At 35.4% G+C, this 26,291-nt stretch carries 17 protein-coding genes; 4 read left to right on the top strand and 13 right to left on the bottom strand.

The features are described from left to right. The first annotated feature begins 11 nt into the window (after window positions 1-11). A complete protein-coding gene (msrA, locus tag PYW36_RS06525) occupies window positions 12-527 on the top strand; it encodes a peptide-methionine (S)-S-oxide reductase MsrA (RefSeq protein ID WP_103158874.1) in 516 nt (171 codons plus the stop codon). A 192-nt stretch (window positions 528-719) separates the two neighbouring features. Here the strand turns inward: msrA and mprF are convergent, their stop codons facing one another. From mprF to parE, 7 genes are all read right to left on the bottom strand, one after another. Next, window positions 720-3,239: a bifunctional lysylphosphatidylglycerol flippase/synthetase MprF gene (gene mprF / locus PYW36_RS06530; protein ID WP_103158875.1), complete on the bottom strand. Its 2,520-nt coding sequence runs from the start codon at window positions 3,237-3,239 to the stop codon at window positions 720-722. A gap of 183 nt (window positions 3,240-3,422) precedes the next feature. Continuing rightward, complete coding sequence (locus tag PYW36_RS06535; protein WP_037573552.1) at window positions 3,423-4,646, bottom strand: AI-2E family transporter; 1,224 nt, start codon at window positions 4,644-4,646, stop codon at window positions 3,423-3,425. A gap of 209 nt (window positions 4,647-4,855) precedes the next feature. Beyond that, window positions 4,856-6,898 (bottom strand): glucose-specific PTS transporter subunit IIBC, encoded by a 2,043-nt coding sequence (gene ptsG / locus PYW36_RS06540; protein WP_103158876.1) that lies wholly within the window; start codon window positions 6,896-6,898, stop codon window positions 4,856-4,858. 108 nt (window positions 6,899-7,006) lie between these two features. After that, entirely contained in the window at window positions 7,007-7,858 is an 852-nt protein-coding gene (gene glcT / locus PYW36_RS06545; protein ID WP_037573547.1) for a glucose PTS transporter transcription antiterminator GlcT, read from the bottom strand. A gap of 163 nt (window positions 7,859-8,021) precedes the next feature. Next, complete coding sequence (gene alsT, locus PYW36_RS06550; RefSeq protein WP_037573545.1) at window positions 8,022-9,491, bottom strand: glutamine transporter AlsT; 1,470 nt, start codon at window positions 9,489-9,491, stop codon at window positions 8,022-8,024. An 89-nt stretch (window positions 9,492-9,580) separates the two neighbouring features. Continuing rightward, entirely contained in the window at window positions 9,581-12,007 is a 2,427-nt protein-coding gene (gene parC, locus PYW36_RS06555; RefSeq protein WP_103158877.1) for a DNA topoisomerase IV subunit A, read from the bottom strand. Further along, window positions 12,007-14,001 (bottom strand): DNA topoisomerase IV subunit B, encoded by a 1,995-nt coding sequence (parE, locus tag PYW36_RS06560; protein WP_103158878.1) that lies wholly within the window; start codon window positions 13,999-14,001, stop codon window positions 12,007-12,009. Before parE ends, parC begins: the two co-directional genes overlap by 1 nt. 213 nt (window positions 14,002-14,214) lie before the next feature. Between parE and plsY the strand changes: the two genes are divergently transcribed. Both plsY and PYW36_RS06570 read left to right on the top strand, forming a co-directional pair. Beyond that, window positions 14,215-14,796 (top strand): glycerol-3-phosphate 1-O-acyltransferase PlsY, encoded by a 582-nt coding sequence (plsY, locus tag PYW36_RS06565; protein WP_103158879.1) that lies wholly within the window; start codon window positions 14,215-14,217, stop codon window positions 14,794-14,796. A gap of 83 nt (window positions 14,797-14,879) precedes the next feature. Beyond that, entirely contained in the window at window positions 14,880-15,179 is a 300-nt protein-coding gene (locus PYW36_RS06570; RefSeq protein WP_103158880.1) for a HesB/YadR/YfhF family protein, read from the top strand. Window positions 15,180-15,333: 154 nt separating this feature from the next. Here PYW36_RS06570 and menI read toward each other — a convergent pair whose 3' ends face one another. The 3 genes from menI to PYW36_RS06585 form a co-directional block, all read right to left on the bottom strand. Continuing rightward, a complete protein-coding gene (menI, locus tag PYW36_RS06575) occupies window positions 15,334-15,786 on the bottom strand; it encodes a 1,4-dihydroxy-2-naphthoyl-CoA hydrolase MenI (RefSeq protein ID WP_037573533.1) in 453 nt (150 codons plus the stop codon). A 189-nt stretch (window positions 15,787-15,975) separates the two neighbouring features. Beyond that, entirely contained in the window at window positions 15,976-18,678 is a 2,703-nt protein-coding gene (gene acnA / locus PYW36_RS06580) for an aconitate hydratase AcnA (RefSeq protein ID WP_037573531.1), read from the bottom strand. A 276-nt stretch (window positions 18,679-18,954) separates the two neighbouring features. Further along, complete coding sequence (locus PYW36_RS06585) at window positions 18,955-20,589, bottom strand: BCCT family transporter (protein ID WP_103158881.1); 1,635 nt, start codon at window positions 20,587-20,589, stop codon at window positions 18,955-18,957. Window positions 20,590-20,833: 244 nt separating this feature from the next. Here PYW36_RS06585 and mscL point away from each other — a divergent pair, with 244 nt between their 5' ends. Further along, complete coding sequence (gene mscL / locus PYW36_RS06590; RefSeq protein ID WP_037573524.1) at window positions 20,834-21,199, top strand: large conductance mechanosensitive channel protein MscL; 366 nt, start codon at window positions 20,834-20,836, stop codon at window positions 21,197-21,199. 265 nt (window positions 21,200-21,464) lie between these two features. Here mscL and sbcC read toward each other — a convergent pair whose 3' ends face one another. The 3 genes from sbcC to PYW36_RS06605 form a co-directional block, all read right to left on the bottom strand. Further along, a complete protein-coding gene (gene sbcC, locus PYW36_RS06595) occupies window positions 21,465-24,497 on the bottom strand; it encodes an exonuclease subunit SbcC (protein ID WP_103158882.1) in 3,033 nt (1,010 codons plus the stop codon). A gap of 1 nt (window position 24,498) precedes the next feature. Further along, window positions 24,499-25,617 (bottom strand): exonuclease subunit SbcD, encoded by a 1,119-nt coding sequence (sbcD, locus tag PYW36_RS06600; RefSeq protein WP_037573512.1) that lies wholly within the window; start codon window positions 25,615-25,617, stop codon window positions 24,499-24,501. A gap of 144 nt (window positions 25,618-25,761) precedes the next feature. Next, window positions 25,762-26,235 (bottom strand): CcdC family protein, encoded by a 474-nt coding sequence (locus PYW36_RS06605; protein WP_037573510.1) that lies wholly within the window; start codon window positions 26,233-26,235, stop codon window positions 25,762-25,764. Between the last annotated feature and the right edge of the window lie 56 nt (window positions 26,236-26,291).

Genomic DNA, 26,291 nt, shown 5'->3' on the forward strand with positions numbered 1-26,291 from the left:
AGGGTGTCGACATGAATATCAATGTGGCTTATTTTGCGGGAGGATGTTTTTGGTGTATGGTACAACCGTTCGATACAAATGAAGGTATAGAAAAAGTCACTTCAGGTTATATGGGCGGTCATACCAAACATCCTACATACGAGGAAGTAAAAACAGGAGAGACAGGGCACTATGAGGCTGTGCGCATTGAATATGATGTGGCACTCTTTTCATACAATAAACTATTAGAAATTTTCTTTTCCGTCATTGATCCTACCGATGCCGGTGGACAGTTCCAAGATAGAGGGCCTCAATACCAAACAGCAATATTTTATACGAATGAAGACCAAAAAGCGCTTGCCGAAGCGTATATTGAGTCACTTCAACATACCATAAATCATGATAAAGCTATTGCGACAAAAGTATTACCCGCTTCTGAATTTTACGAAGCAGAGGCGTATCATCAAGATTTTTATAAAAAGAACCCTGAGCGTTACCAACAAGAAAAAGCCGACCGCGCCCGCTATCAATCTGACTCAATTTCGTAAAGAAAACTCAAGTAAATCTTCTCTTTCAGCTCTCCAGTCATTATGATGCACCGGCATACACATGATTAACAAATAGGCGTCGAGACATAATATCAAGTCTCAACGCCTATTTGTATGTGCCTTCTTTACTGCTTCTCACGTTCCAATACCAAAAGAAGTGAGGTACAAAATACCTCACTCCCATACTTCTATTTATGCATTTTTACGAATGACACGTGTCACCTTAATAAGACTTTCCCAAACATTTTGGCGACGATGATAAACTAAAAAGCGCGATTCCCATTGAGGATTAAACTTACTTTTATATTTACGTAGCCCTTGGAAACTGTATAGCCCATTGAAATGTTCATATAAGCGTCCAGCAAACTTCTCACGCATATGTCCATACGGCATTTGGCCAACGTTCGATAATGTAGCCATACCCATATTGAAATAAGCATATCCTGAATCTTTTGCCCATTGAAGCATATTCAAATATAACGCATCCATAAAAGGCACATCGATCGATTTATCCCAACGAATTAAATCAACAGAGACGACCCTTTCTCCATCTACAGGCATTAATGTAACGAAAGCATCAATGCGCCCTTCTTCAGTCTTTAACACGCCAATAGGTGCTGCATCCAAGTATTCACGTGAAAAATTTCCAACTGAAAAATAAAATTCTTTCTCTTGACCAAGCCAACCGTCACTCACTTCTTTTAAGCGTTTAAACGTCGCTTCATCAACAGGAGACTCAAGTATCTCAAAAGTATATCCCATCGACTCTACTTTATTTAAAGTCGCACGGAAACCACGTCGTTTTTTACCTGAGGTCGTGAACGCTTGTGCATCAATAAGCGCCTCTTCACCTAATTTAAAGAATTGGTTTCCAAAATCATGATAAAGTGATAAATGTTTTTCAGAGACTTGGTAAAATATGACTTCGGCACCTAAATACGTCGCATGCTCATAAAACTTTTCTAAAAGCGAGGCAAAGTGCGCTTCATTTCCGACAGGATCTCCTAACACAATATAAGAATTGCGGTAGTAACGATACATTAAAAAGGCATCCTGTGCTTCATTCACAAACATATTTTTATCGCCACTAAATAAAAGGTGGCTTAAATTATGTCCGCCATATTGATTAATAATATGCTGTCCCACTTCAAAATCTACACTTTCTCGCGGTGTCCGATAATGACGTTCGAAAATATAAATGATAATTCCTACAATTAAGGACATTCCAATAATAGAAAGCCAAAAAGCAGAACGCAAAATGAAATAATCTACTTTAGGCGGTTGCGTATCAATCACTAATAAAAATTCTTTCACTAACACTTGGTTAACAAATAATATCACTGCACTGATAACAATAATATAAATCAATGTCTTTAAACGTAGTGCACGTTTTAACACATGCGCCTTGCGGTATGCGAAAATTAATGGCGCGATTATAAGTGCCGCCGCAATCAACTCAATAGAAATACCGTATACATAGAAATTAGACACAATCAGTATACATAGCGCAACAATGGTAAATAAAATTGCCCGCTGACTCCGATCAAAAATCCCTCTCAGATTTAAAATTAAAATTAAGCTTGCACTCACATTAAAAATATACAAAACAATAAATATTAAATGATGTTTAGAATGTGCTGCATCGACAATAATTCCAAAATTCACTAATAAAAAGATTAAACTTGTCACACCTACTAAAATACTCAAAATAAAAGAAGGTAAGGCATTAATCGCATCTTTTTGAAAAGAGAACACAAATCCCGACACGTCACGTGCAGGTACGAAAAACCGTGAATCGGAAATATAATTTTTGGCATGGGGACCAAATTCGAATATTGTCAAAATTAATGAAATGAAAAGCGGGAAGAAATAATAAGCAAAACGATACACAAGCAGTGCTAACACAATTTTTTCTTCTGAAATGCCAATATATTTCAAACCTAAAAGGACAATTAAATCAAATGCCCCAAATCCACCAGGGATAAATGAAGCTAAACCAGAAATTGCTGCCACGATAAAGACGCTCAAAACGACAGGAAACGATGGGTTAGCCCCTACAATATGTAATGAAAAATAAAGAACGATACTTGCACAAATCCACTCTAAGCTCGAAATTAATGTAAATAATGAACCTAGCCAACGTGCTTTTTGATCAATTGGTGATATTAAAGAAACGATAATAAAGACAGGTAACAATAAAGCAACAATATAAAGAAGGATTTTAATCCAAATAGATGTGTGCTCTAAAAAGCTAACATCTAAAATATGTGTCACGATAAGCAATGATAAAAAGCTTAACCCCGTCAACATCGACGTTAGCATGTAAGAAATAAATTTCACGAGCTTTTTACGTTCATTCGAATAGTTACTATAGAACCATAAACGAACGCCTGCACCAATAAAACCACCAAAACCAATAATGTTATTGAATGCATTAATAATATAGCCTACACGTAACGCTTTAAATTTTGACACTGGGAGTTTAAAACGTGACACTAACACCCAATCAAAAAATGATAACAGTAAAAGTGCAAACGCCCCTAATAAGAATAAACCTAACAGTTCAAATCGGTTAATATGGTTAAAGAGCAAAAATGTTTTCTTAAAATCAATGTGCGATAGCTCTTTCACTAAAACCGTCGTCACGATGACAATGAGCACCATGACAAATGCTATTTTTAAGTACCTCATAATATTTTTATTTAAAGACATACGACACGACCTTTCTGACTGATTGAATACTACTAGGATCAAAGGGTGTAAAGCTTTGATACCTGCAATATTTAAACTGACTGAATTAAACATGCTACAGGATAAACCTAACGTTTGACAAGTACGATAGGCTTATCTCGCAACATATTTAAGCTAATTTTAAGTTCCTTGCATAGAAACACTTTAAAGTGTTTTTTGATTGGATTTTGTCGCCGCATATTCTTCTTCAGGCATTTCATAAAGTCCCGCATCATCAGCGTAGAATTTATTATAACGACGTTTAAATAATAAGAAGATATGCGATACAAGTACTTTCAAAATGGCATAAGCTGGAATACCTAAAATCACACCCACAATTCCTAGTAAGTTACCTGCACTCAACAATACAAAAATAATCGTTAACGGGTGAATTTTTAAAGTTTTTCCCATGACGTTTGGAGAAATAAAATGCCCCTCAATAAATTGTACAGCTGTCCATACAATGATTAATTTAATCAACATAAATGGTGATGTAATGATAGAGATAATAATTGCTGGTGATATGGCAATTGTCGGTCCTAAGTATGGAACAACACTTGTCACTGCAGCTATACTTGCTAATATAAGCGCATAATCAAGTCCAATAATGGAATAACCAATAAATAGTAAAAATCCAATACAAAAAGAAACGATGATTTGGCCTTGAATATAAGATCCTACTTGATGGCTCATTTTGTCTAATAAATCATGTGTATCTTTACGGAATTTAGGCGGGGTAATTTTATTAATAAATCCTTTAAATTTATGGCCATCTTTGAGCATAAAGAACAGTACAAATGGGACTGTGATGAGTACGACGGTCGCATTGACTAATGTTTCAGCAAACGTACGAATTCTAGGTGCGATATTGTCAGACATATTCGGCAAACGCTCTTTTAGGGTGGTCAATGTGCTTTCAATTTGTGTTGAATATTTTTCTAAAAATGGAAAATGCATGACCCGATTTGCAAACTCACTTACTTTTTGAATATAAAAAGGTGCGTTTGAAATAAGACGATCTAATTGGATGGAAACAAGTGGAATTAACAAATTAACGATAATCGTAATAATTCCAGCAATCCCTACAAACAGAATGGTAATCCCCCATATCCGCTTAATATTATAACGTTCCATCAAGTTGATAATCGGATTAAATAAATAGAATAAAATCAACCCAATAATAATCGGTGCAGCTATTGTATTAAATACAATAATAAATGGTTGGAAGACATACGACACTTTATCAAAAATAAAAATTACGATGCCTAATAAGATGAAAATCATTAGTGCAAAAAGTAAATCTTTTCCCCCAAAAAATTTCATAAAACGACTTTCTCGAAAATCAAGGTTTTGACGTTCAAACCCTTGAGATGGTTTGTGTTCCGACATCTAATCCTCACCCTACTTTACTTAAATTAATTATAGTGTATCGTTTTTTTAAATAAATTAAAACATATACCCGCTTCAGGAACATTAAATTTACCTTAGATTTGTTATGAACGATGTGCATTTTATCGTTCAATATACCACAAAAATAAAAGTCGAAACAAAAATACCTATGTAGTCGCTCACGCGGTACATAGGTATGAAATGAATGATTAGGCTTTAAATAAGCTTTCACCGAATTGTAAGGATTGACCTTCTGTTAAATCAACCTCTTGAATATTGCCTTGTGTCACGATGATAGGTGTAATATCACTTTTCGCATTTTCACGAATGTAGTCTAAATCAAATGTTAATAAAACATCACCTGGTTGAATGGTTTGTCCTTCTTCAACGTGCATTGTGAATCCTTCACCATTTAATTTCACAGTATCGAGACCTACATGAATTAAAAGCTCTACACCTTCGTTTGAAACAAGACCAATGGCATGCTTAGTTGGGAAGAACATTTGTACTTTACCACTGAATGGTGCACGGACTTCACCTTTAGAAGGTTGAATCGCAATGCCATCTCCCATCATTTTTTCACGGAACACTTGATCAGGAACTTCAGAAAGTGGAACGTATGTCCCTTCAAGTGGTGCAACAACCTGCGTATGTTTCGATGTTACGGTTTCATCAGCTGAATCTGTGGTTTCAACCACGACAGGTTCATCATCCTGATCGTCTAGAGAAACCGGTCTTACTGCTTTACCATCCATAATATGTTGCATTTCATGTTTAATTTGATCTGATTTCGGTCCAAATATCGCTTGCATATTGTTACCGACTTCTAAGACACCAGAGGCACCTAAATCTTTCAAACGCGCCACATCTACTTTACCTTTATCTGCCACTTCAACACGTAAACGAGTGATACAAGCATCTAAATGTTTGATGTTTTCCTGACCTCCCATAGATTCAAGAACGGCATAAGGTAGTTCACTAGCTTCTACTGAAGAAGTTTCTGCCTTTTTATCTTCACGGCCTGGCGTTTTAAAGTTGAATTTTGTAATTAAGAAGCGGAAGATTGTATAGTAAATGACTGCGTATACTAAACCAACAGGAATCACAAGCCACCAAGCTGTTTTGTTCGGTAAAATTCCAAGTAGTACAAAATCAATAAAACCACCAGAGAATGTATAACCTAAATGTAAATCAAGTAAATATAAAATTACGAATGAGAAACCATCAAGTACCGCATGAATAAAGAATAATAATGGTGCAACGAACAAGAATGAAAATTCTAATGGTTCAGTAATACCTGTTAAAAATGATGTTAAACCTGCTGATATCATTAAACCTGCAACAACTTTTTTATTTTCAGGTTTTGCCGTATGGTAAATGGCTAAAGCTGCAGCTGGTAAACCAAACATCATCACAGGGAATTCCCCTTGCATGAATTTACCTGCTGTTAAATGAGACCCTTCACGAATTTGTTCTAAGAAAATACGTTGGTCCCCTTTGAAAATTTCTCCTGCAGCATTTGTATATGAACCAAATTCAAACCAGAATGGTGCATGGAAAATATGATGCAATCCAAAAGGAATTAATAAACGTTTAATAAAACCAAAGAAAAAGACGGCAAGCCCCGTATTAGAATCCAATAAACCAGAACTAAAAGCATTCAACCCAGTTTGAATCGTTGGCCAAATTAATGCCATTGGAAACGCAAGAATAAATGAGAGTGTCGCCATCATAATCGGCACAAATCGTTTTCCTGCGAAGAAACCTAGATACGTCGGTAATGAAATGTTATAAAACTTGTTATAACACCATGCCGCAAGCGCACCAATGATAATACCTCCAAATACCCCTGTTTGAAGCGTTGGAATCCCAAGCACACTTGCAAAACCTTTATCGGCTTGACCTGCCATCTCAGGTGTCACATGTAAAAAGGCCCCCATCGTTTTGTTGAGAATCACAAATCCAACAAATGCTGCGATGGCTGCAACCCCGTCACCACCAGCAAGACCTATGGCAACCCCCATCGCAAAAATAATCGGCAAGTTATCAAAAATAACACTACCTGCCCCCGTCATCATAGAGGCGACGCTTTGTACACCTTCATTTTGAATGAACGGAAGATAATGTTGTAATGCTTCCCCTTGTAGCGCGACCCCAAATGCTAAAAGCAATCCGGCTGCAGGTAGAATCGCAACAGGTAACATTAATGCTTTACCTATGCGTTGCAACTGTCCAAATAGTTTTTTTCCCACTGTAATACCTCCAATTTTTATGATACCAACACAAAAAAGGCATGAGTAAAAATCTATGAATGGTTTTTCACAGATCTGAACTCATGCCTAATCTCACTTAGTAACACGTTACATATTTGATTGAGAAGTCGTAGAAAGTTGTTGAATATGCATTGTTAAATATGCGATTTCAGCTTGATACACCTCTACGCTACTTTGTGTTTGAATCATTTTTACTATTTTAACAGCTATATTGTAGCATAAAGGATATTGTGATTTCAATAACGTTTCAAAATTTAATTCGACGTGCGCACGCTCTCCATTACGAACACGTTGTAATAAAAAATGGATGTGTCTCACAAAACGTTGATATTGAATCGATTGTACTGGAATTTTAATTTGTAAATCATGTTCAATTATTTTAACTGCAGTTTTAATTAACTTTGGTACTTGTTGCGTTTGTTCGATGTCAATTTGATTCGTCTGTGAAGCAATATGTAAAGCAATAAATCCAACTTCATCATCTGGAAAATCAACATTTAACTGTAAATTGATTCTCGCTACGACACGCTTCGCAATTTTATAGGCTTCAGGGTAACTGTACTTCGTCTCACTTAGAAAGGGATTTTGTATAAATTGGTTTTGTTGATAACGCTTAAGTGCAAAGACAATATGATCTGTGAGCGATACGATAAATGACTCATTTTGACTCAAATCAAAGTGCGCCATGATAAGTTGTACAGATTCTATAACAACTTTAACTACGTCTTCATCTGTATGTTCAAGTACCATTTTATAATGGTCTTGTTCTTGTTTATTTTGTAAAGTGAAAATTTTTTCAATGACTTTGTCTGGTTCAATATACTTTCCTGCTTTTTGATTAAAGCCCAACCCTTTGCCAATGACAATGACTTCTTCTTTACGGTATTCACATATTAAGACATTATTATTGAGTACTTTTTTGATTAAGTATGATGGCATAATTTTTTCTCCTCTATCACTTAATAATGATTATATATGGAATATAAAAATAAATAAAGCCACTTTTAAATGATTCAGCGCTTTGGATATGTGATTTAGAAACGTGAAAAGGAGCTAGAACAAGATAATGTCCTAGCCCCAATAGAAAAGCAATTCACTATGTTTAAAATTTATCATATTGTTTTAATCGTTTTTGTGCATCTCCCCAACATTCAATACCAAACAAATTAATTTCTAATTCTTCTGGTCTAAAGATTGGACGTTTACCTTCTTTACGTTGACGTTGATAGTCTTTTGCAACCGCAAAAGCTACATTTGATAAACCAATAATCGCCACTAAGTTCACAATGGCCATCATTCCCATAAATAGGTCGGCTGCTCCCCAAACTGTTTCAGTTTTAACAACAGCACCCACAAATACTAGTAAAACAACAAAACAACGGAAGATGAAGAGTACAATCTTATTTTCAGACAAAAATTCAATATTAGATTGACCATAGTAATAGTTTCCAATTACAGATGAAAACGCAAATAACGTAATCGCAATAGTTAAGAAAATACCACCTGCTGACCCTAAATGTTCGTTAAGGGCGGATTGTGTAACTGCTACACCTTGGGTAGCCCCTTCACCAAACTCTAGGCCTGAATATAATAAAATCATAATCGCTGTCGCTGTACATACGAGTAATGTATCAAAGAACACCCCTAAAGATTGGATTAATCCTTGTTTTACTGGGTGAGGTACTGCAGCAGTGGCAGCCGCGTTTGGTGCTGAACCCATACCCGCTTCATTAGAGAACAATCCACGTTTAACACCTTGTAAGACTGCAAAACCAACAGCACCACCTGCTGCTTGATTCAAACCAAAAGCACTTTTAATTATGGTCATAATCATCGGCACAATTTGATCGATATGTGTCACTAAAATGAACAATACCATCAAAATGTAAATAATCGCCATAATTGGAACGATGAATGATGAGAGCGTCGCAATACTACGCACACCACCAAATATAATAATTGCTGTAATCACCGCTAAAACAATACCTGTAATCACTGGATTCACATTGTATTGCGTATTTAAAGATTCTGCAATTGTATTTGATTGAACCGTGTTAAAAACAAAAGCGAATGTAATGGTAATTAATATCGCAAATACCACACCAAGCCATTTTTGATTTAAACCTTTAGTAATATAATAAGCCGGTCCACCTCGGAAACCGCCTTCTTTATCAGGAACTTTGTAAACTTGAGCTAAAGTCGCCTCAATAAAGGCACTTGCTGCACCGATAATGGCAATAATCCACATCCAAAATACAGCACCAGGTCCTCCTAAAACAATAGCTGTCGCAACACCGGCAATATTTCCTGTACCTACACGTGATCCCGCACTAATAGCGAAAGCTTGGAAAGGAGAAATACCTTTTTCACCGGAATCCAAAGTTTCTGGCTTCTCCGTTAAGGTCCTAAACATTTCAGGCAGCCACCTAATTTGAATAAACTTAGAGCTAATTGAGAAAAATAGCCCAGCTGTCAATAGTAAACCAATTAAATATTGGGACCAAATTAAGTCATTACCTTCAGTAACAATTGTTTTGAACCAATCCGGAATTAAACTATCAAAATCTTTCACTTTAATCCCTCTTTACTTATCAAATTTTCAATATACTCATTTTAAAAAACAACTAGTATCATTCTATCATTGTTATAGAAAAGTGACTATCAATTTTTTAAATGTGCATCGATTTCAAGATGCTTTATTTCACCAAACGTCGTTACATCAACAACGAAACTACCATTTGTATATTGCTCTGATAAGTGGATATCACTAATTTGACCTTGATAATGTTCATTTTCTGAACATAATGTAAATGTATTATTTTCCGGATGACAGACGCGCGCCGCAACCACGCGATGAGGGTTCTTCTTAAGTTCTTTCAGTAAAGTCATGCCACGTTGTGCACGTTTAGCAGACTGTAATAGTGAGGCTTTAATACGTTTTAAAGCACCTCTTTGCGTAGCGATGAGTATGGTATCTTCATTATTAACCGTATCAACTAAAATCACAACGTCTTCATCTTTAAGATTAATCGCTTTAACACCTGCAGCACGTAACCCAGTATCTGGCAACTCAGAGAGTGGGTATGTTAAAGACATGCCTTTATGTGTTAATAAAGTTATCAACTGTAGATCGTTCGTCGCGTTCACTTTCATCACTGAAACAATTTCATCTCCAGCTTTCACTTTCGATGCGACGAGTGGCTTATTCGTACGTGTGGATTTAAAACCTGAAAGCAAGCTTTTTTTTATCATACCATTTCGCGTTGCTGTCACAATCGCTTCTTCATCTGTGAACTGTGACACGACATAGGCTTGAATCACCGTTTCATCTTCATCAATAGGGACAATTTGAGACACGTGCTGTCCTAAATCTTTCCATTTAATATCTGGTAATTTGTGGACGGAAATAAGTAAATAACGGCCTTTATTCGTAAAGACTAAAGCTGTATCTTGTGTGTTAACTTCTTGAATCGTAAGTATTGCGTCTTTGTCTTTAAGTCCAATTTCTTCTTTGCCACTTGCATTAAAGCTGCGTAATGATGTCCGTTTAATATACCCTTCACGCGTTAAACTCATGACCACCGTCTCACTTGGCACTATCACTTCTTTATCAATTTTGATTTCAGCGATTTCTTTTTCAATGACAGAAAGACGTGGGGATTTGAATTGTGATTTGATCTCACTCAATTCATCTTTAATCACACTAAGTAAAGCGTCATGATCATCTAAAATATGTTTAAGTTCTGCAATGCGTGCTTCCAGTTCTTTATGTTCATCTTGTAAAGCCACAATATCAGTGTTTGTCAAACGATAAAGTTGTAACATGACAATGGCTTCTGCTTGTTCTTGGGTAAAGTCAAACTCAGAAACAAGATTATTTTTAGCATCACTTTTATTCTTAGAATTACGAATAATTGCGATGACTTCATCAAGAATTGATAACGCCTTGATCAAACCTTCAACAATATGCATCCGTGCCTCCGCATGGCTTAAATCAAATTGAGTGCGTCGTGTCACGACTTCAATTTGATGATTTAAATAGCTATCGATCATTGGTTTGATGCCCATCAATTTTGGTCGTCCTTCACTGATGGCAACCATATTGAAGTTATATGCGACTTGTAAATCTGTATTTTTAAATAAGTAATTTAAAATCGCTGTAGCGTTAACATTTTTCTTAAGCTCAATCGCAACACGGAGTCCACTTCGATCCGTTTCATCACGCACTTCGACAATACCATCAACTTTTTTATCTGCACGAAGTTCATCAATTTTTTTAACGAGATTACTTTTATTGACTTCATATGGGATTTCAGTCACCACAATTTGAGAGCGACCATTTCGTAACGATTCTATTTCAGTTTTTGAACGAATAATAATTTTGCCTTTCCCCGTCTCATAAGCCTTTTTAATGCCATCAATTCCTTGAATAATACCTCCTGTAGGAAAATCAGGACCTTTGATGTATTTCATTAATTGACTGACTGAAATTTCAGGTTGGTCAATATATTTTAGAGTTGCAGTAATTACTTCTGCTAAATTATGTGGAGGAATATCTGTGGCGTACCCCGCTGAAATTCCTGTAGATCCATTGACTAGTAGATTCGGAAAACGTGCTGGGAGCACCATAGGTTCCATTTCAGTGTCGTCATAATTCGGTACGAAATCGACCGTTTCTTTATGAATGTCCCGTAGAAGCTGTGCGGATAGTACGCTTAGTTTTGCCTCTGTATAACGCATCGCAGCAGGAGGGTCATTGTCAATACTCCCATTGTTACCATGCATTTCTACGAGCACATGTCGCAATTTCCAATCTTGACTCAAACGTACCATGGCATCATAGACTGATGAATCACCGTGTGGATGAAATTGTCCAATGACATCCCCGACGGTTTTCGCACTTTTACGGAAGTTTTTATCATACGTATTGCCACTGGCATACATCGCATATAATATTCGACGTTGAACAGGTTTTAAACCATCGCGTACATCAGGTAAAGCACGTTCTTGAATAATATATTTACTGTAACGTCCGAAGCGGTCACCAATGACATCTTCTAAAGGTAAACTTTGGATGATTTCAGCCATTATGCATTCTCCTCTTCAGATTCATCATTTAAAATTTGAATTTCATCATTTTCTAAAATACTTTGATCTTCTTGCATACCAAATTGAACATGACGTTCAATCCACTCACGACGTGGGGCAACTTTATCTCCCATTAACGTAGAAACACGCTTAGATGACCGTACTTCATCTTCTATTTGAACACGAATTAATGTACGCGTTTCAGGATTCATCGTCGTTTCCCATAATTGATCAGGATTCATTTCACCTAAACCTTTGTATCGTTGTAAAATAAAACCTTTACCAAACTCTTTTTGTAAATCTTCAAGCTCTTCATCTGTCCAAGCGTAAGCCACTTTTTTATTTTTATTTTTACCTTTTTCTAACTTGTACAATGGAGGCAAGGCAATAAATACGCGCCCCGCCGCTACTAATGGACGCATATATTTAAAGAAGAACGTTAACAATAAGACTTGTATGTGTGCCCCATCAGTATCAGCATCCGTCATAATAATGACGCGATTGTAGTTACTATCCTCTATATTAAAGTCATTACCTACACCGGCACCTATTGTATGAATTATCGTGTTGATTTCTTCATTTTTAAAAATATCTTCAAGTTTCGCTTTTTCAGTATTAATCACTTTTCCTCGTAAAGGTAAGATAGCTTGAAACTTACGATCACGTCCTAATTTTGCAGATCCTCCGGCAGAGTCTCCCTCTACAAGGTATAATTCATTTTTTTCCGTATTTTTACTTTGTGCTGGTGTTAATTTACCTGATAATAAGGTATCTTTGCGCTTATTCTTTTTCCCTGAGCGGGCATCTTCACGTGCTTTTCGTGCCGCTTCCCTTGCTTGTTGTGCTTTAATGGCTTTTTTGACTAAAGCTTTAGACAATTGCCCTTTTTCTTCTAAGTAGTAAGGTAATTTTTCTGAAACTACTGAATCTACCGCACTTCTCGCTTCAGGTGTCCCTAACTTGGACTTGGTTTGACCTTCGAATTGTAATAAATGTTCTGGGATACGGACAGAAATAATCGCCGTTAACCCTTCACGAATATCATTACCTTCTAAATTTTTATCTTTTGCCTTTAAATCACCTGTGCGTCGTGCATAATCGTTAAAGACACGCGTCATCGCTGTTTTAAATCCAACCTCATGTGTTCCGCCATCTTTAGTTCTAACGTTGTTGACAAAACTCATGATACTTTCTGAATATTGGTCATTGTATTGAAAGGAAACATCTACTTCAATTTCGTTAGATTCTCCTTGGAAAAATACAACATCATGTAAAGTTTCTTTTCCTTCATTTACATACTTTACAAATTCTTTAATACCCTCTTCATAATGATAAACTTCAGTACGTTCCTTATCAGCACGACGATCCTCTAAGGTAATTTTTAACCCTTTAAGTAAAAAAGCTGATTCTTGTAGGCGTTCACTTAACGTATCAAAATTAAATGAAGTTGCATTTTTAAAGATTTCAGGGTCTGGTTTAAAAGTGACTGTTGTCCCTGTTTTTTTTGTTTTGCCTTTCGCAATAAGTTTTGTTTGCGGGATACCCCCATGTTTAAATTGTTGTTCAACAATTTTTCCATCACGATGAATTTGAACTGTGAGCCACTCACTTAAAGCATTCACTACAGAAGCACCAACACCATGCAAACCACCAGAGGTTTTATAGCCTCCTTGACCAAACTTACCTCCTGCATGGAGAACAGTGAATATGACTTCGACTGTAGGTTTACCTGATTGATGCATTCCTGTTGGCATTCCTCGTCCATTATCGGAAATCGTAATACTTTCATCTGCATTAATTGTGACATTAATTTCGTCACCATAGCCATTTAAAATTTCGTCCACGGAGTTGTCTACAACTTCATATACTAAATGGTGTAGGCCACGCTTATCCGTTGAACCGATGTACATCCCTGGTCTTTTACGAACTGCTTCAAGACCCTCTAGTACTTGAATTGCATCATCAGAATAGTTGTGATTTGTTTTCGCTGACACTCAATTCCCCTCCTACAAACATATGTTCGTTCATAAAACTATACAATAGTTATTCTTATATAAATCGCTTTAAAATGCAAGTCACAATTTGAATTCACGCTATGTTTCATAACACGAGATGGACAAATTACTTATTTAGTAACACCAAAAAACATGACGCTTGTCAAAATTTCAGGTAAAATGGTAGTAGGTACTAAAAGGATGTGAGTATACATGACACTTTTCCTAGTGATTATTTTAAGTTACCTTATCGGAGCAATACCAAGTGGTTATTTGATAGGTAAACTGTTTTTTAAAAAAGATATACGACAATACGGCAGTGGGAATACAGGGGCGACAAATAGCTTTAGAGTCCTAGGCAAACCTGCAGGCTTCACTGTCACTTTTTTTGATATTTTCAAAGGCTTCATTGTTGTATTTCTCCCCCCTCTATTTAACGTTGAAATACACGGCGTTTTAATTGGTATTTTTGCGATATTGGGTCATGTTTTTCCAATTTATTTAAAATTCCGCGGTGGGAAAGCTGTAGCAACAAGTGCAGGCGTCTTACTAGGTGTAAATCCAATTTTATGTTTAGTCTTAATTTCAATATTTTTTGCAATACTCTATTTAACAAAATACGTCTCACTCTCTAGTATTATTGCAGGTATTTGTTGCGTGATTGGTTCTTTCTTCATCCGCGATTATATTCTACTGTTTATCAGTATGGCAGTCGTCTTATTGCTTATTGTACGCCATACAAGCAATATTAAACGTATTATTAAAGGAACTGAACCTAAAATTAAATGGATGTAACCCATATCGATTTATTTTCACGGTAAATCCATATAAAATGTTGATATAAGTGATCAGCCTTAAATACGAGAGGAGTTTTATGTATGCAATTAGACATGACAGATAACGCAATTCAATGGTTTAAAAAAGAATTAGAATTACCTCAAGAAGGCAAAACGCTCCATTTCTTTGTAAGATATGGTGGAGAATTTCAGTTAAAACAAGGTTTTAGCCCGGCATTTAATATTGAAAATATTAATGACATTGATGAAATCGGCTACGAAGAAACATTAAATGGTTTAAAATTGATGATTGCTGAAAAAGACCTATGGTATTTTGAAGATCATCGACTAAAAATCGATGTACAAAATGATGAAGTCATTTATGAAGCTGAAGAAAATTAAAATATACCATCCATAAAATAGACGCTTTAATAAGTAAAGACCTGTTCAACATCATATATAACTGTTGAACAGGTCTTCTCTTTTTTAACCCGTGTGTTGATTAACTCGTGCGATAAAAATACATCTATTTTCCGCCATATTTACCAAGTTGTCCTTAGCATGTAAGCTCTTTTTCAACCCCAGCTTGATTTTGCTCATCCACGGAACGATAAACTTCAAACCAGTTAGGAAAAGCTTTATCCAGACGGATAGGTTTACGGCCATCTTTTGTAATAATGACATTATCTGTATAGCCAGTGGTCACTATTTCACCTTTTTCATTATATATCTCATACTGATATCTTGAACGTAATCGCGAAAATTTAGAAACCCATGTTTTGACAATCACTTTTTCAGGATATGTAACACTTTTTTTATAGTTAATATTTAACTCTGTCACAGGAGAAACAACCCCTGCATTTTCCATTTCACTATAATCCAAACCTAGTTTACGAATATAATCCGTACGTGCCACTTCAAACCAAGTAGCATAATTTCCATGATAAATCACACCCATTTGGTCTGTTTCTTGATATCTTGATTCGATTTCTGTTAAAGCATATAGCATGATACGTCCCTCTTTCTTTTGGTCATTATGTAACAGTGTATCATAAAGTCCCAACGAATCCTTTTAAGAACCTTTACTGCATGAGATAGCATTTTAAACAAATACAACGAAAACTAAAAATAATTTATGTATAGCGACAAAAAAAGACGAGGACATGAAGATGCCCTCGTTTTTTTCATAATTATATCATTAATTGGCTAACTTTTTACGAAGTACTAGTTGTAAGATACCACCATGACGATAGTATTCGATTTCAACTTTTGAATCAAATCGTGCAAGTGCATTAAATTCAATAATTTGACCGTCTTCTTTTTTCGCTGTAACTTTGACTTCTTGGCCAGGTTCGATATTTTCTGTAATATCAACTGAAATATGTTCTGTGCCATCAAGGCCAAGTGCATCAGCGGAATCCCCTTGTTTGAATTGTAATGGTAATACACCCATCATCACAAGATTTGAACGGTGAATACGTTCATAACTTTGCGCAATGACTGTTTTTACACCTAATAAATTCGTTCCTTTAGCTGCCCAGTCACGTGAAGAGCCCATACCATAGTCGTTACCAGCTAATACAACTAGACCTGTGCCATCTTCTTTATACTTCATGGCTGCATCATAAATGGACATCACTTCTTTTGTTGGCCAGTATGTTGTATAGCCACCTTCTGTACCTGGAGCTAATTGGTTTTTAATACGAATGTTTGCGAAAGTACCACGAACCATGACTTCGTGATTACCACGGCGTGAACCATAAGAGTTGAAATCACGTGGAGAAACGCCATTATCTAATAAATATTTACCTGCTGGTGTATCTTTACCAATAGCACCCGCTGGTGAAATATGGTCTGTTGTTACAGAATCACCGAATTTACCCATCACGCGTAAATCATTTAATGGAGCAATTTGACCCGGTTCTTTTGATAAACCTTGGAAGAAAGTAGGGTTTTGAATATACGTAGATGATGGATCAAAATCATATAAAGGTTGATCTGTCGTTTCAATTTTGTTCCACAACTCGTTATTTTCGTATACGTTTTTATACTCTTCTTTAAATAATTCCGGTGTAACTACGCTGTCTACTGCATCTGAAACTTCTTGAATAGAAGGCCAAATGTCTTTTAAGTAGACATCGTTACCTTGAGCGTCTTTACCAAGTGCTTCGTTTTGAAGGTCGATGTCCACTGTTCCAGCTAATGCGTATGCTACAACAAGTTGTGGTGAAGCAAGATAGTTCGCTTTTACTAATGGGTGAATACGTCCTTCAAAGTTACGGTTACCTGACAATACAGAAGTTACTAAAAGATCTTCTTTAGCCACTGCACGTTCAATTTCTTCAAGTAATGGTCCTGAGTTACCAATACATGTTGTACAGCCGTAACCTACTAGATTAAATCCTAATTGATCTAAATAGTCTTGTAAGCCCGCATCACGTAAATATCCAGTCACGACTTTTGAGCCAGGCGCTAAAGATGTTTTTACGTATTCAGGAACTTTTAAGCCTTTTTCAACAGCTTTTTTAGCAAGTAAACCTGCACCTAACATGACGTATGGATTAGATGTGTTCGTACATGAAGTGATTGCGGCAATAGCAATATCTCCTGTTTTCATTTCAGTTGTACGACCATCTTTGAATTCGATTGTAGCTTTTTTATCAAATTCACTCTTATCAAGTCCATGACCGTGGTTGCCTGCAGGTGCAGTCACTGATTTTTGGAAAGCATCTTTCATGTCGCTTAAGAAGATAAGGTCTTGTGGTCGTTTTGGACCTGATAATGAAGCTTCTACTGTAGATAAATCCAAATCAACAACATCAGTGTAATTTGGTTCAGCTGAAGCATCAAAGAACATATGATTTTCTTTTAAATATTGGTCAACTGTTGCAATTTGTTCTTCTGAACGTCCAGTTAAGCGTAAATATTTTAATGTTTCATCATCAACTGGGAAGAAACCACATGTTGCACCGTATTCAGGCGCCATGTTTGCAATCGTTGCACGGTCTGCAAGTGGCAATTTTTCAACGCCTGGACCGAAAAATTCGACAAATTTGCCCACAACACCTTTTTTACGTAACAATTCAGTCACACGTAATGCAAGGTCTGTCGCTGTTGAACCTTGTGGTAATTCGTTTGTTAAACGTACGCCAATCACTTCTGGAATTGGGAAATATGAAGGTTGACCAAGCATACCTGCTTCAGCTTCAATACCGCCAACGCCCCAGCCTAAGACACCAAGACCATTAATCATTGTCGTATGTGAGTCAGTACCAACAAGTGTATCTGGGAAAGCAACTTGATCTCCCTCAATGTCACGGACATGGACCACATTTGCTAAGTATTCAAGGTTGACTTGGTGAACAATACCTGTTGCAGGTGGTACTGCATTATAGTTTTGAAAAGCTTTTGTTGCCCAATTCAAAAATTGGTAACGCTCATAGTTTCTTTCAAATTCTAATTTCATGTTACGTTCAAGTGCATCAGGATTTGCATAGCTATCCACTTGTACAGAGTGGTCAATAACTAAATCTACGGGCACTTCTGGATTGATTTTCGTTAAGTCTCCACCCACATCATCCATTGCTTTACGTAATGACGCTAAGTCAACGACTGCCGGTACACCCGTAAAGTCTTGTAAGATAACACGAGATGGTTTAAAAGGAACTTCCCCTTTTTCATTTTCTTTGCCAAATGTAGATAAAGCTTTAATGTGTTCATCCGTAATGACAAATCCATCTTCTTGACGTAAAACCGATTCTAAAAGTACTCGAATTGAATAAGGTAAACGACTTACTTCTGTTAAACCTTGCTCTTCTAGAGATTTAAGGTCGTAATAAGTTAACGTTTTACCATTGACTTGAAATGACTTTTTAGCTTGCTCTTTTAATTTTGAAGCCATAGAATATCCCCCCTGATATTATTATATGCCGTTACTTCAATTGTATAATTATCCTACTCTGAAAACAACAGTCTACCTATGAAAACCCTTAATTCAATGTTTCGTCTTTTGAATCAGATATTATAAGTATAAATTATCAACCACATTGAGTGTAATAAGTATATTTTATCCAATCACCTTATATCTCCATATAAACTCTCGTCGTTAAAGTGAAATAAAGCATAAAAAAACTGATTACAAAGCGCATAAACTTTGTAATCAGTTGTTTAAAGTCAATTATCTTTCAGAATCTCGTAGTGACTTGCGTTTTGAGATCAGTTCTTCTTCGTAATCATTACGAGAATTTTCAACATATTCTTTTAAGCGGTGTTTATTGGGTGTTAACGTTAATCCTAAGAATTTACGTTCTTTGTTCGCATCTTTGTAGAAACTAATCATCATCAAAATGACGACAAATGAAAATGGCAACGCACTTATAATCGCAGCGTTTTGCAGTGCCGTAAGACCTGCTTCACCATCACCGCCACCTGATAATAATAGAACAAATGCAATTAGTGATTGTGCAACACCCCATGTCACTTTAACAAAAGCGCTTGGATTTTGAGAACCAAATGTAGTTTGCATTCCTAATACAAATGTTGCAGAGTCTGCAGATGTAATAAAGAAAGAGGCAATTAATAATAAAGCAATGATTGAGAGTACCATACCCATAGGCAGATGATGGAATACACCAAACAATTGCGTTTCAACTGACATATCGAAAATTTCTTTATGTTTTTTAGCCGTCTCAATACCTAGGACACCAAATACACTAAACCAGATAAAACTTACAATCACCGGTACTAATAAAACCCCTGAAATAAATTCACGAATTGAACGCCCTTTAGATACACGTGCGATAAACACACCAACGAATGGGCTCCAGCTTAACCACCAACCCCAATAATAGAGTGTCCAACTTGCCATCCACTCTCTTTTTTGAGGGTTAGTTGCAGCTGCATCAAAGCTATTAAATAAGAAAGAATTGAGCAAGCTACCTGTAGAACTGGTCAACATATTTAAAATTAAAATCGTCGGTCCAATAAATAATGCTGCGATTAATAAAACTGTACCTAAACCAATATTTAAATTACTTAAATATTGGATACCTTTACTTAAACCAGACCATGCACTCATAATAAATAAAATCGTAACTACGACAATAATAATTGATTGCGTAATGATGTTGTTAGGAATATTAAATAAATAGTGTAAACCGCCAGCAATTTGTAAGGCGCCCATACCTAGTGATACAGCGACACCTACAACTGTAGCAAAAACAGCTAAAACATCAATCAATGTACCAATTGGCCCATCGACACGGTCCCCTAAAATAGGTCTCAACGTTTTTGAAAGGAGACCTGGTTCACCTTTTCTAAATTGAGAATAAGCTAGTGCTAAAGCGACAACACCATAAACTGCCCAAGCATGAAATCCCCAATGAAAGAATGTTGAACGCAGTGATTCAGTAAAAGCTTCTGTCGATTTCGGATCGGCATTCGGCGGAGAAGCAAAATGCGCAATCGGTTCTGCTGCACCATAGAAAACTAGGCCAATTCCCATCCCTGCACTGAAGAGCATCGCAAACCAAGAAACCGTGTTGAATTCTGGTTTGTCATTAGGTCTTCCAAGTTTTAATTTACCAATTGGACTGAAAATTAAAAATACACAGAAGAATACGATAACCGTAGTCAAAATGAGATAATACCAACCTAATGTACTTGTAATCCAAGCAGTAATTGAGGAAGTAATACCTCCAAATTGTTTTGGTATAAGGACCCCAACTAATACAATCGCAAAAACAATAATTGAACTAAATATAAATACTGGTGAAAACTTCTTACCATTTTGCTGTGGATTTGAAGAATTCATATCAATACCTACTCCCTTTCACTCTATTAAATTTTCAAAGATTAGTGCATTTTTATTAATTCTGTATATTTAAAGTGCTCAAACGCTAAAAATGCAATCGTCATATATACAATAACAAAACAACAAAACATAATCAACGTGGCATTACTATTTAGGTTTTTATAAAAAAATTGCTTGTTGCAATATTATGTTATTGAGGTATAATTTTTAAAGTGTTTGAAATATGACAAACAGGAGGAACATCATGTTAAAAGAATTTAAAGAATTTGCATTAAAAGGGAACGTGCTTGAACTTGCTGTTGCCGTAGTTATGGGAGCTGCTTTCAATAAGATTGTCACTTCTCTCGTTGAAAACGTAATTATGCCAGTCATCGGTCTTTTATTTGGTGAAATCGATTTCGCTAAAAATTGGACGATTTATGGTATTAAGTATGGTATCTTTATTCAATCTATTATCGACTTCATTATCATTGCTTTTGCGTTATTTATCTTTATTAAAATCGCGAATACAATTGTTAAACCAAAAGAAGTTGTTGAAGAAATTGAAGAAAATACAGTTTTATTAACTGAAATTCGCGACTTATTACGTGAACAAAATAAAAAATCATAAAACGATCTAAAAATATTCAAGAAGTTTTTTCTTATATTAAGAACTTCACCTTTGCCGACAGTTTTTTTATGTTTTTTTCAGTGAGTGTTATAACCTAAGTCAAAGGTCAAAAATTTGATGATGTGAAAGTATATATATGAACATAAGAATAGAAAAATGAACTCCGCTTATAAACAGGCGGAGTTCAATGTTATGATCAACTATATAATTAATGTGCGCTAATATGTCTCAAGTGGAGATGAATCTCTTATCCCTTAAACTCATATTACTCATTATGCTTGATAGTTGTTGAGCTATAATATTGAGATGAATTTACCTCCAATATTAATGGAATACGATTTTTTAATTCTGTGACGTGTGAAATAATACCGACTAGTCGACCACTTGCTTGTAAGTGTATCAATGTATCTAGCGCTGTTTCTAATGTTTCTTGATCTAACGTACCAAATCCTTCATCAATAAACATTGCATCCAGTGAAATCCCTCCTTGTTCATTTTGAACGACTTCACTAAGACCTAATGCTAATGCTAAAGAAGCCTGAAAAGTTTCCCCACCAGAAAGAGAAGTAATATGTCGCGTTTGATTAGAATAATAATCGTAAACTTCGATTTCAAGACCGCTATAACCTCTACCTTTATCCCCTTTACGAACCAACTCGTAACGTTGTCCTGTCATATTAAGTAAACGCTTATTTGCCGATTCTAAGATATGTTCTAAATAATAAATCAACACATAGTTTTCTAATGTTAAATTTTGCTGATTTTTCCCAGAAATGACTTCTGCTAAATGGAATAGTGAACGGTGTTCAGACATCGCTTGTTGAATCTCATTCAATATTTGCTCAATTTTTTGTGTTTTAACTTTATTTTGTTGAATTTGAAATTGAGTTTCATTGAATTGTTGTGTGACATCCGCAAGCTTTTCTTGAACAGATGTATACTCATTTTGTAAAGTTTCAAGTGGTTGTTTGGGGAGCTCTTGCAATTTTTGATATACGGATTCTTTTTGTGCAGTATATTTTTGAAGTGCTTGATGATACTGTTGCACACGCATTTCTAATGCTTGAACTTCATGAGCTTCAGTCATTAATTGTTCCAATTCTGAAACTGACTTTATATTTAATTTTTTCATTTCTTCATGAAGTGTTGAATTTAATTTTTGTTCTTGCGCTTGAAGTGAAGTCGCACGTTCTCGTTGATGTTTTAAATCATTTTCAAATATATTGTAGTGACCCTGAAGTTCTTGTACTGCATTTTTTAATTCTTCATAAGTTTTTGTAAAAACGTTAACTTCTAGCTCCATTTTTTCATAAGTTGATTTGAAGTCATCATACTGATCAAAATCAGTATCGTCTTTAAATTGTTTTACTTTTTGCATGGCCATCTCAAGTTGATATTGATTCAACTCAATGTGTTGTTTCAATTCTTGATATTGTGCTTCTTGCTCTTGCTTTTTCGTTTTAAGCTTTTCAAAATTTAATTTTGCTTCCGCCATTTCTTCTAACTGTTCTTCGCATTTATTCTTTAACACCGTTAGTTCTCTCTTTTTTGATTCAACATTTTGCACATCTTTTAACGTTTCAAGCTGAGATTGAATTTGTTCTAACGTTGCTTTCTTCTTAATTAATTGCTTTTCAATTTGACGCAGTTGCTGGTCTATGCCATCATTTTCTTTTAGTTTTTCCCTCAAGGGTTCAACTTGGTGGACTGCATCTAATTCATGAACAATTTGACCACAAACAGGACACGGTTCGGCTAATTGTATCTCTGATTGTAACGTTTGAATCATTTTATCATGTGACAAGATGGATTGATCTGTTTTAGAAAATACATGCTTTTTCTCTTCCAGCTGTTTTGTCTTAATTTCCAGTTCATCAATTTCACTTTTAAGTGATTTTTGTTCGGTTTCATGTTTAAGTTTCAATTGATATTGTTGTTCAGTAAATTCGATTTTTTCTAACTCAGTTCTTAAACTAAAATGATGCTCTTTCAGACTATCCATTTGCTCGAAATCAAATGTTTGGTCTTTATATTTTTCCATCGTGCGTTGATATTGTTGTTCTAAATCAGTCAAATCCTTTTGTGACTGTTTAATTTTATTGCCCAAAGCATTTTGCTTTTCAAAAGCCTTTTGCATCTCACGCTCGTTCTGATAGTAATAATGCGTGTTCTTAAGTGTTTGTGTTTTTATATCTATTTCCGTTTGTTGTGAATCTAACTGCTTGAGCTGCTTTTGCTGTTCATTCATCTTATTTTTAAGCGCTTCACTTTTACTTTGAAGCGCTTTAATACTAGATTCATTGGTGGCGTGTTCTTTTTTTACTTCCTCTCGCTCATTTAATGTATGTAATGCGAACTGACTTTGTTTTAATATATGAATTTTTTGTTCTAATTGCTGTATTTGTTCTTTTTCAGTCTCTAACGAAGTCAATTGTTGTGTGACTGTATTGTACTCTTGTTGTAGTTGTCGTCTTAAAGTTTCTTGATCCAAACATTCCTGTATATGTTTTAATTGTTTTTCGAGTTCTAATTTCTTTTGAGATAAGCGTGATATCTTTTGTTCTCCAATCGCTTCAAAGATAGGAATGACCTCACGAATTTTTTCGTGCTGATGGATATCTATGTGTCGATATTCATTTAAAGTGTCGTCTTCTAAAGTATAGAGATCATGCCAATATGTCTCCAATTTATTTGAAGTTTTATCCATTTCATTTTGAATAGACTTCGTTTTTTCTTTTAGTTCATTTTTTAAATCTTCATACATTACTGTATTAAAGAGGGTTCTTAAAATTGATTGTTTATCCTGACTTTTAGAAACTAAAAATGATTTAAACTCACCTTGAGGGAGGATAAATAACTGCCTAAATTGATCCACTTTAAGATTCAATAATTCTTGTAAAAATTGATTGCCTGCATTGATTTTACTTTCAAGCAATATCTCTTGATTATTTTTGTATTGATAAACTTCAAGAATCCCTTTTGTTTCACTTTTTTTATTCGGTTTTGTAAAAGCGGCCGTACGTATCACTTTATACCGTTGTTGATGAATTTCAAATTCATAAGTGACTTTTAATGGCAATTCAGGTGATGCAAAATGGCTACGCAATTGAGCAACTTCACGAGAAGTCGTTGATGCTCTGCCATACAATGCATAGACGATCGCATCAAAAATCATTGTCTTTCCAGAACCTGTTTTTCCACTAATTAAAAATAGTTGATTCGTTTGAATTTGCTTAAAGTCGATAGATTCATTCAAAAAAGGACCAAAGTTTTCAAGTTTTAAGAATAACGGTCTCATCTTACTGCTCCTCTCCGTAATGATTCAAAAACGATGTAATGTTTTTTTCTTGCACATCATCAAGAGATTCCTCAGTTAAATCTTTATAAAATGAATTCACAATTTCCATAGGCTTCATTTTTTTTATATTCTTTGTCGCGCGCTCTTGTGATGAAATCTCTTTCACTTGTTGCGTTAAAGCAAGCGTATTCGGAAATTGTTGCTTCAATTGTTGCATAGGGTCTTTCACAAACTCTAATTCAGATAAATGAAAATGAAAATAATCTTCTTGATGATCAAATGAAAATTTACCATGTATGGCATTATGAAATGACGTCTCCACAAAAGAGAGTTTTCTTTTCGGCATTAATTGTATAAATCGTTGTGTCATTTCATCATCTAAAATTTGAAAACATCGAAAACCTTTAGGCTGGTTCACTTCAGAAAATGAATATTGTAGTAAAGAACCACTATAATAAATATTGCTTTGATTTAAAGCGAAAGGGTGATGAATATGACCTAACATGACCGCATCAAATCCCTCTAAAATGGAGGGGGCGACACTTTCAATTGTCCCCACTGTAATCTCTCTTTCAGAATCGCTTTTTGGTGCACCATACACTGTAAAATGCCCCACTAAAATATTATGAAATGATGCATCAAGTTTTGGTTTAATCATAGCAATCAATTGTGCTACAGCATCTTCGTAAGTCGTGAGCGTGACATCTAAATATTGACGTGCTTCTGCAAGTGTAAAAAATGGCATTGTAAATATTCGCACGTTACCAAATTGAATAGGATTTAGAAAATCTTCAATTTCTGTACGGATAAATAACTCATTTTTTTGAAACCAGTTGGAACCGTATCTTAAACGTGCTTTTCCATCATGATTACCATTTATGATCACAGTAGGAATACCCAATTCAATATTAATTTGCGCAATGGTTTCCTCCATCAATGTAATGGCACGTTTACTCGGCATAGAGGTATCAAAAATATCCCCTGCAATAATGACCACATCTGGACATTCTTTCTCTACTTTTTTGATAAATTCATCTAATATATAAGATTGATCTTCTAGAAAAGATTGGCCATTTAATACTTTTCCTAAATGCCAATCAGCTGTATGTATTACTTTCATATCCTCACCCCAGAACGTTTGTTCTAATAAATTTTATTAAAGTTTTTTCCAATACGCAAGCAAAAACCGAGCAAAGTGAATCACAGAACATCATCGTCAACTGTGAAGTTTGCTCGGCACACAATGAACTTATGCAATCATAAATTATAAAGATTGCGCTAAATTTCGTTTGATTTTGTTATATCGTTGTAGCATAGCGATGCGCCACGGCACCAACATACTAAATGCTAAGAGGAAAAACATCCCTGCTAACTCACCTGGATCAACTGAATTTCCAATAAAGACTTTTAAAAGCGTTCTAAGAATCAGTAAAGAAATTAAAATCACTGGAAAAGCTTTTGATTTTTTTAAATATATACGTTCATCTTTGACTTCAAAATGAGAAGTTAAAATTAACACTGATGAGAAAATGACTCCTAAAATCACTGATTCTAAAATCTCTGTCCCAGTCAATCTAAAATAGGGGACTACGTACATTAAAGCACCAGTAGCCATGAAAAATGGGGGTAAAATTATTTTTTTTGCATTTACTGGATACTTTTGCGCCTTCATACGTATAAAAATCACCACTGCCCCCATAAAAAAAGCGACTAAAATAGATAGTACTAAATACGTCATGAATACGTCTCCTTTAACAGTTAACCCTTAATATGCGTATTATATCATATTCAAAC

This window comes from Staphylococcus chromogenes, assembly GCF_029024625.1.
Classification (GTDB): domain Bacteria; phylum Bacillota; class Bacilli; order Staphylococcales; family Staphylococcaceae; genus Staphylococcus; species Staphylococcus chromogenes.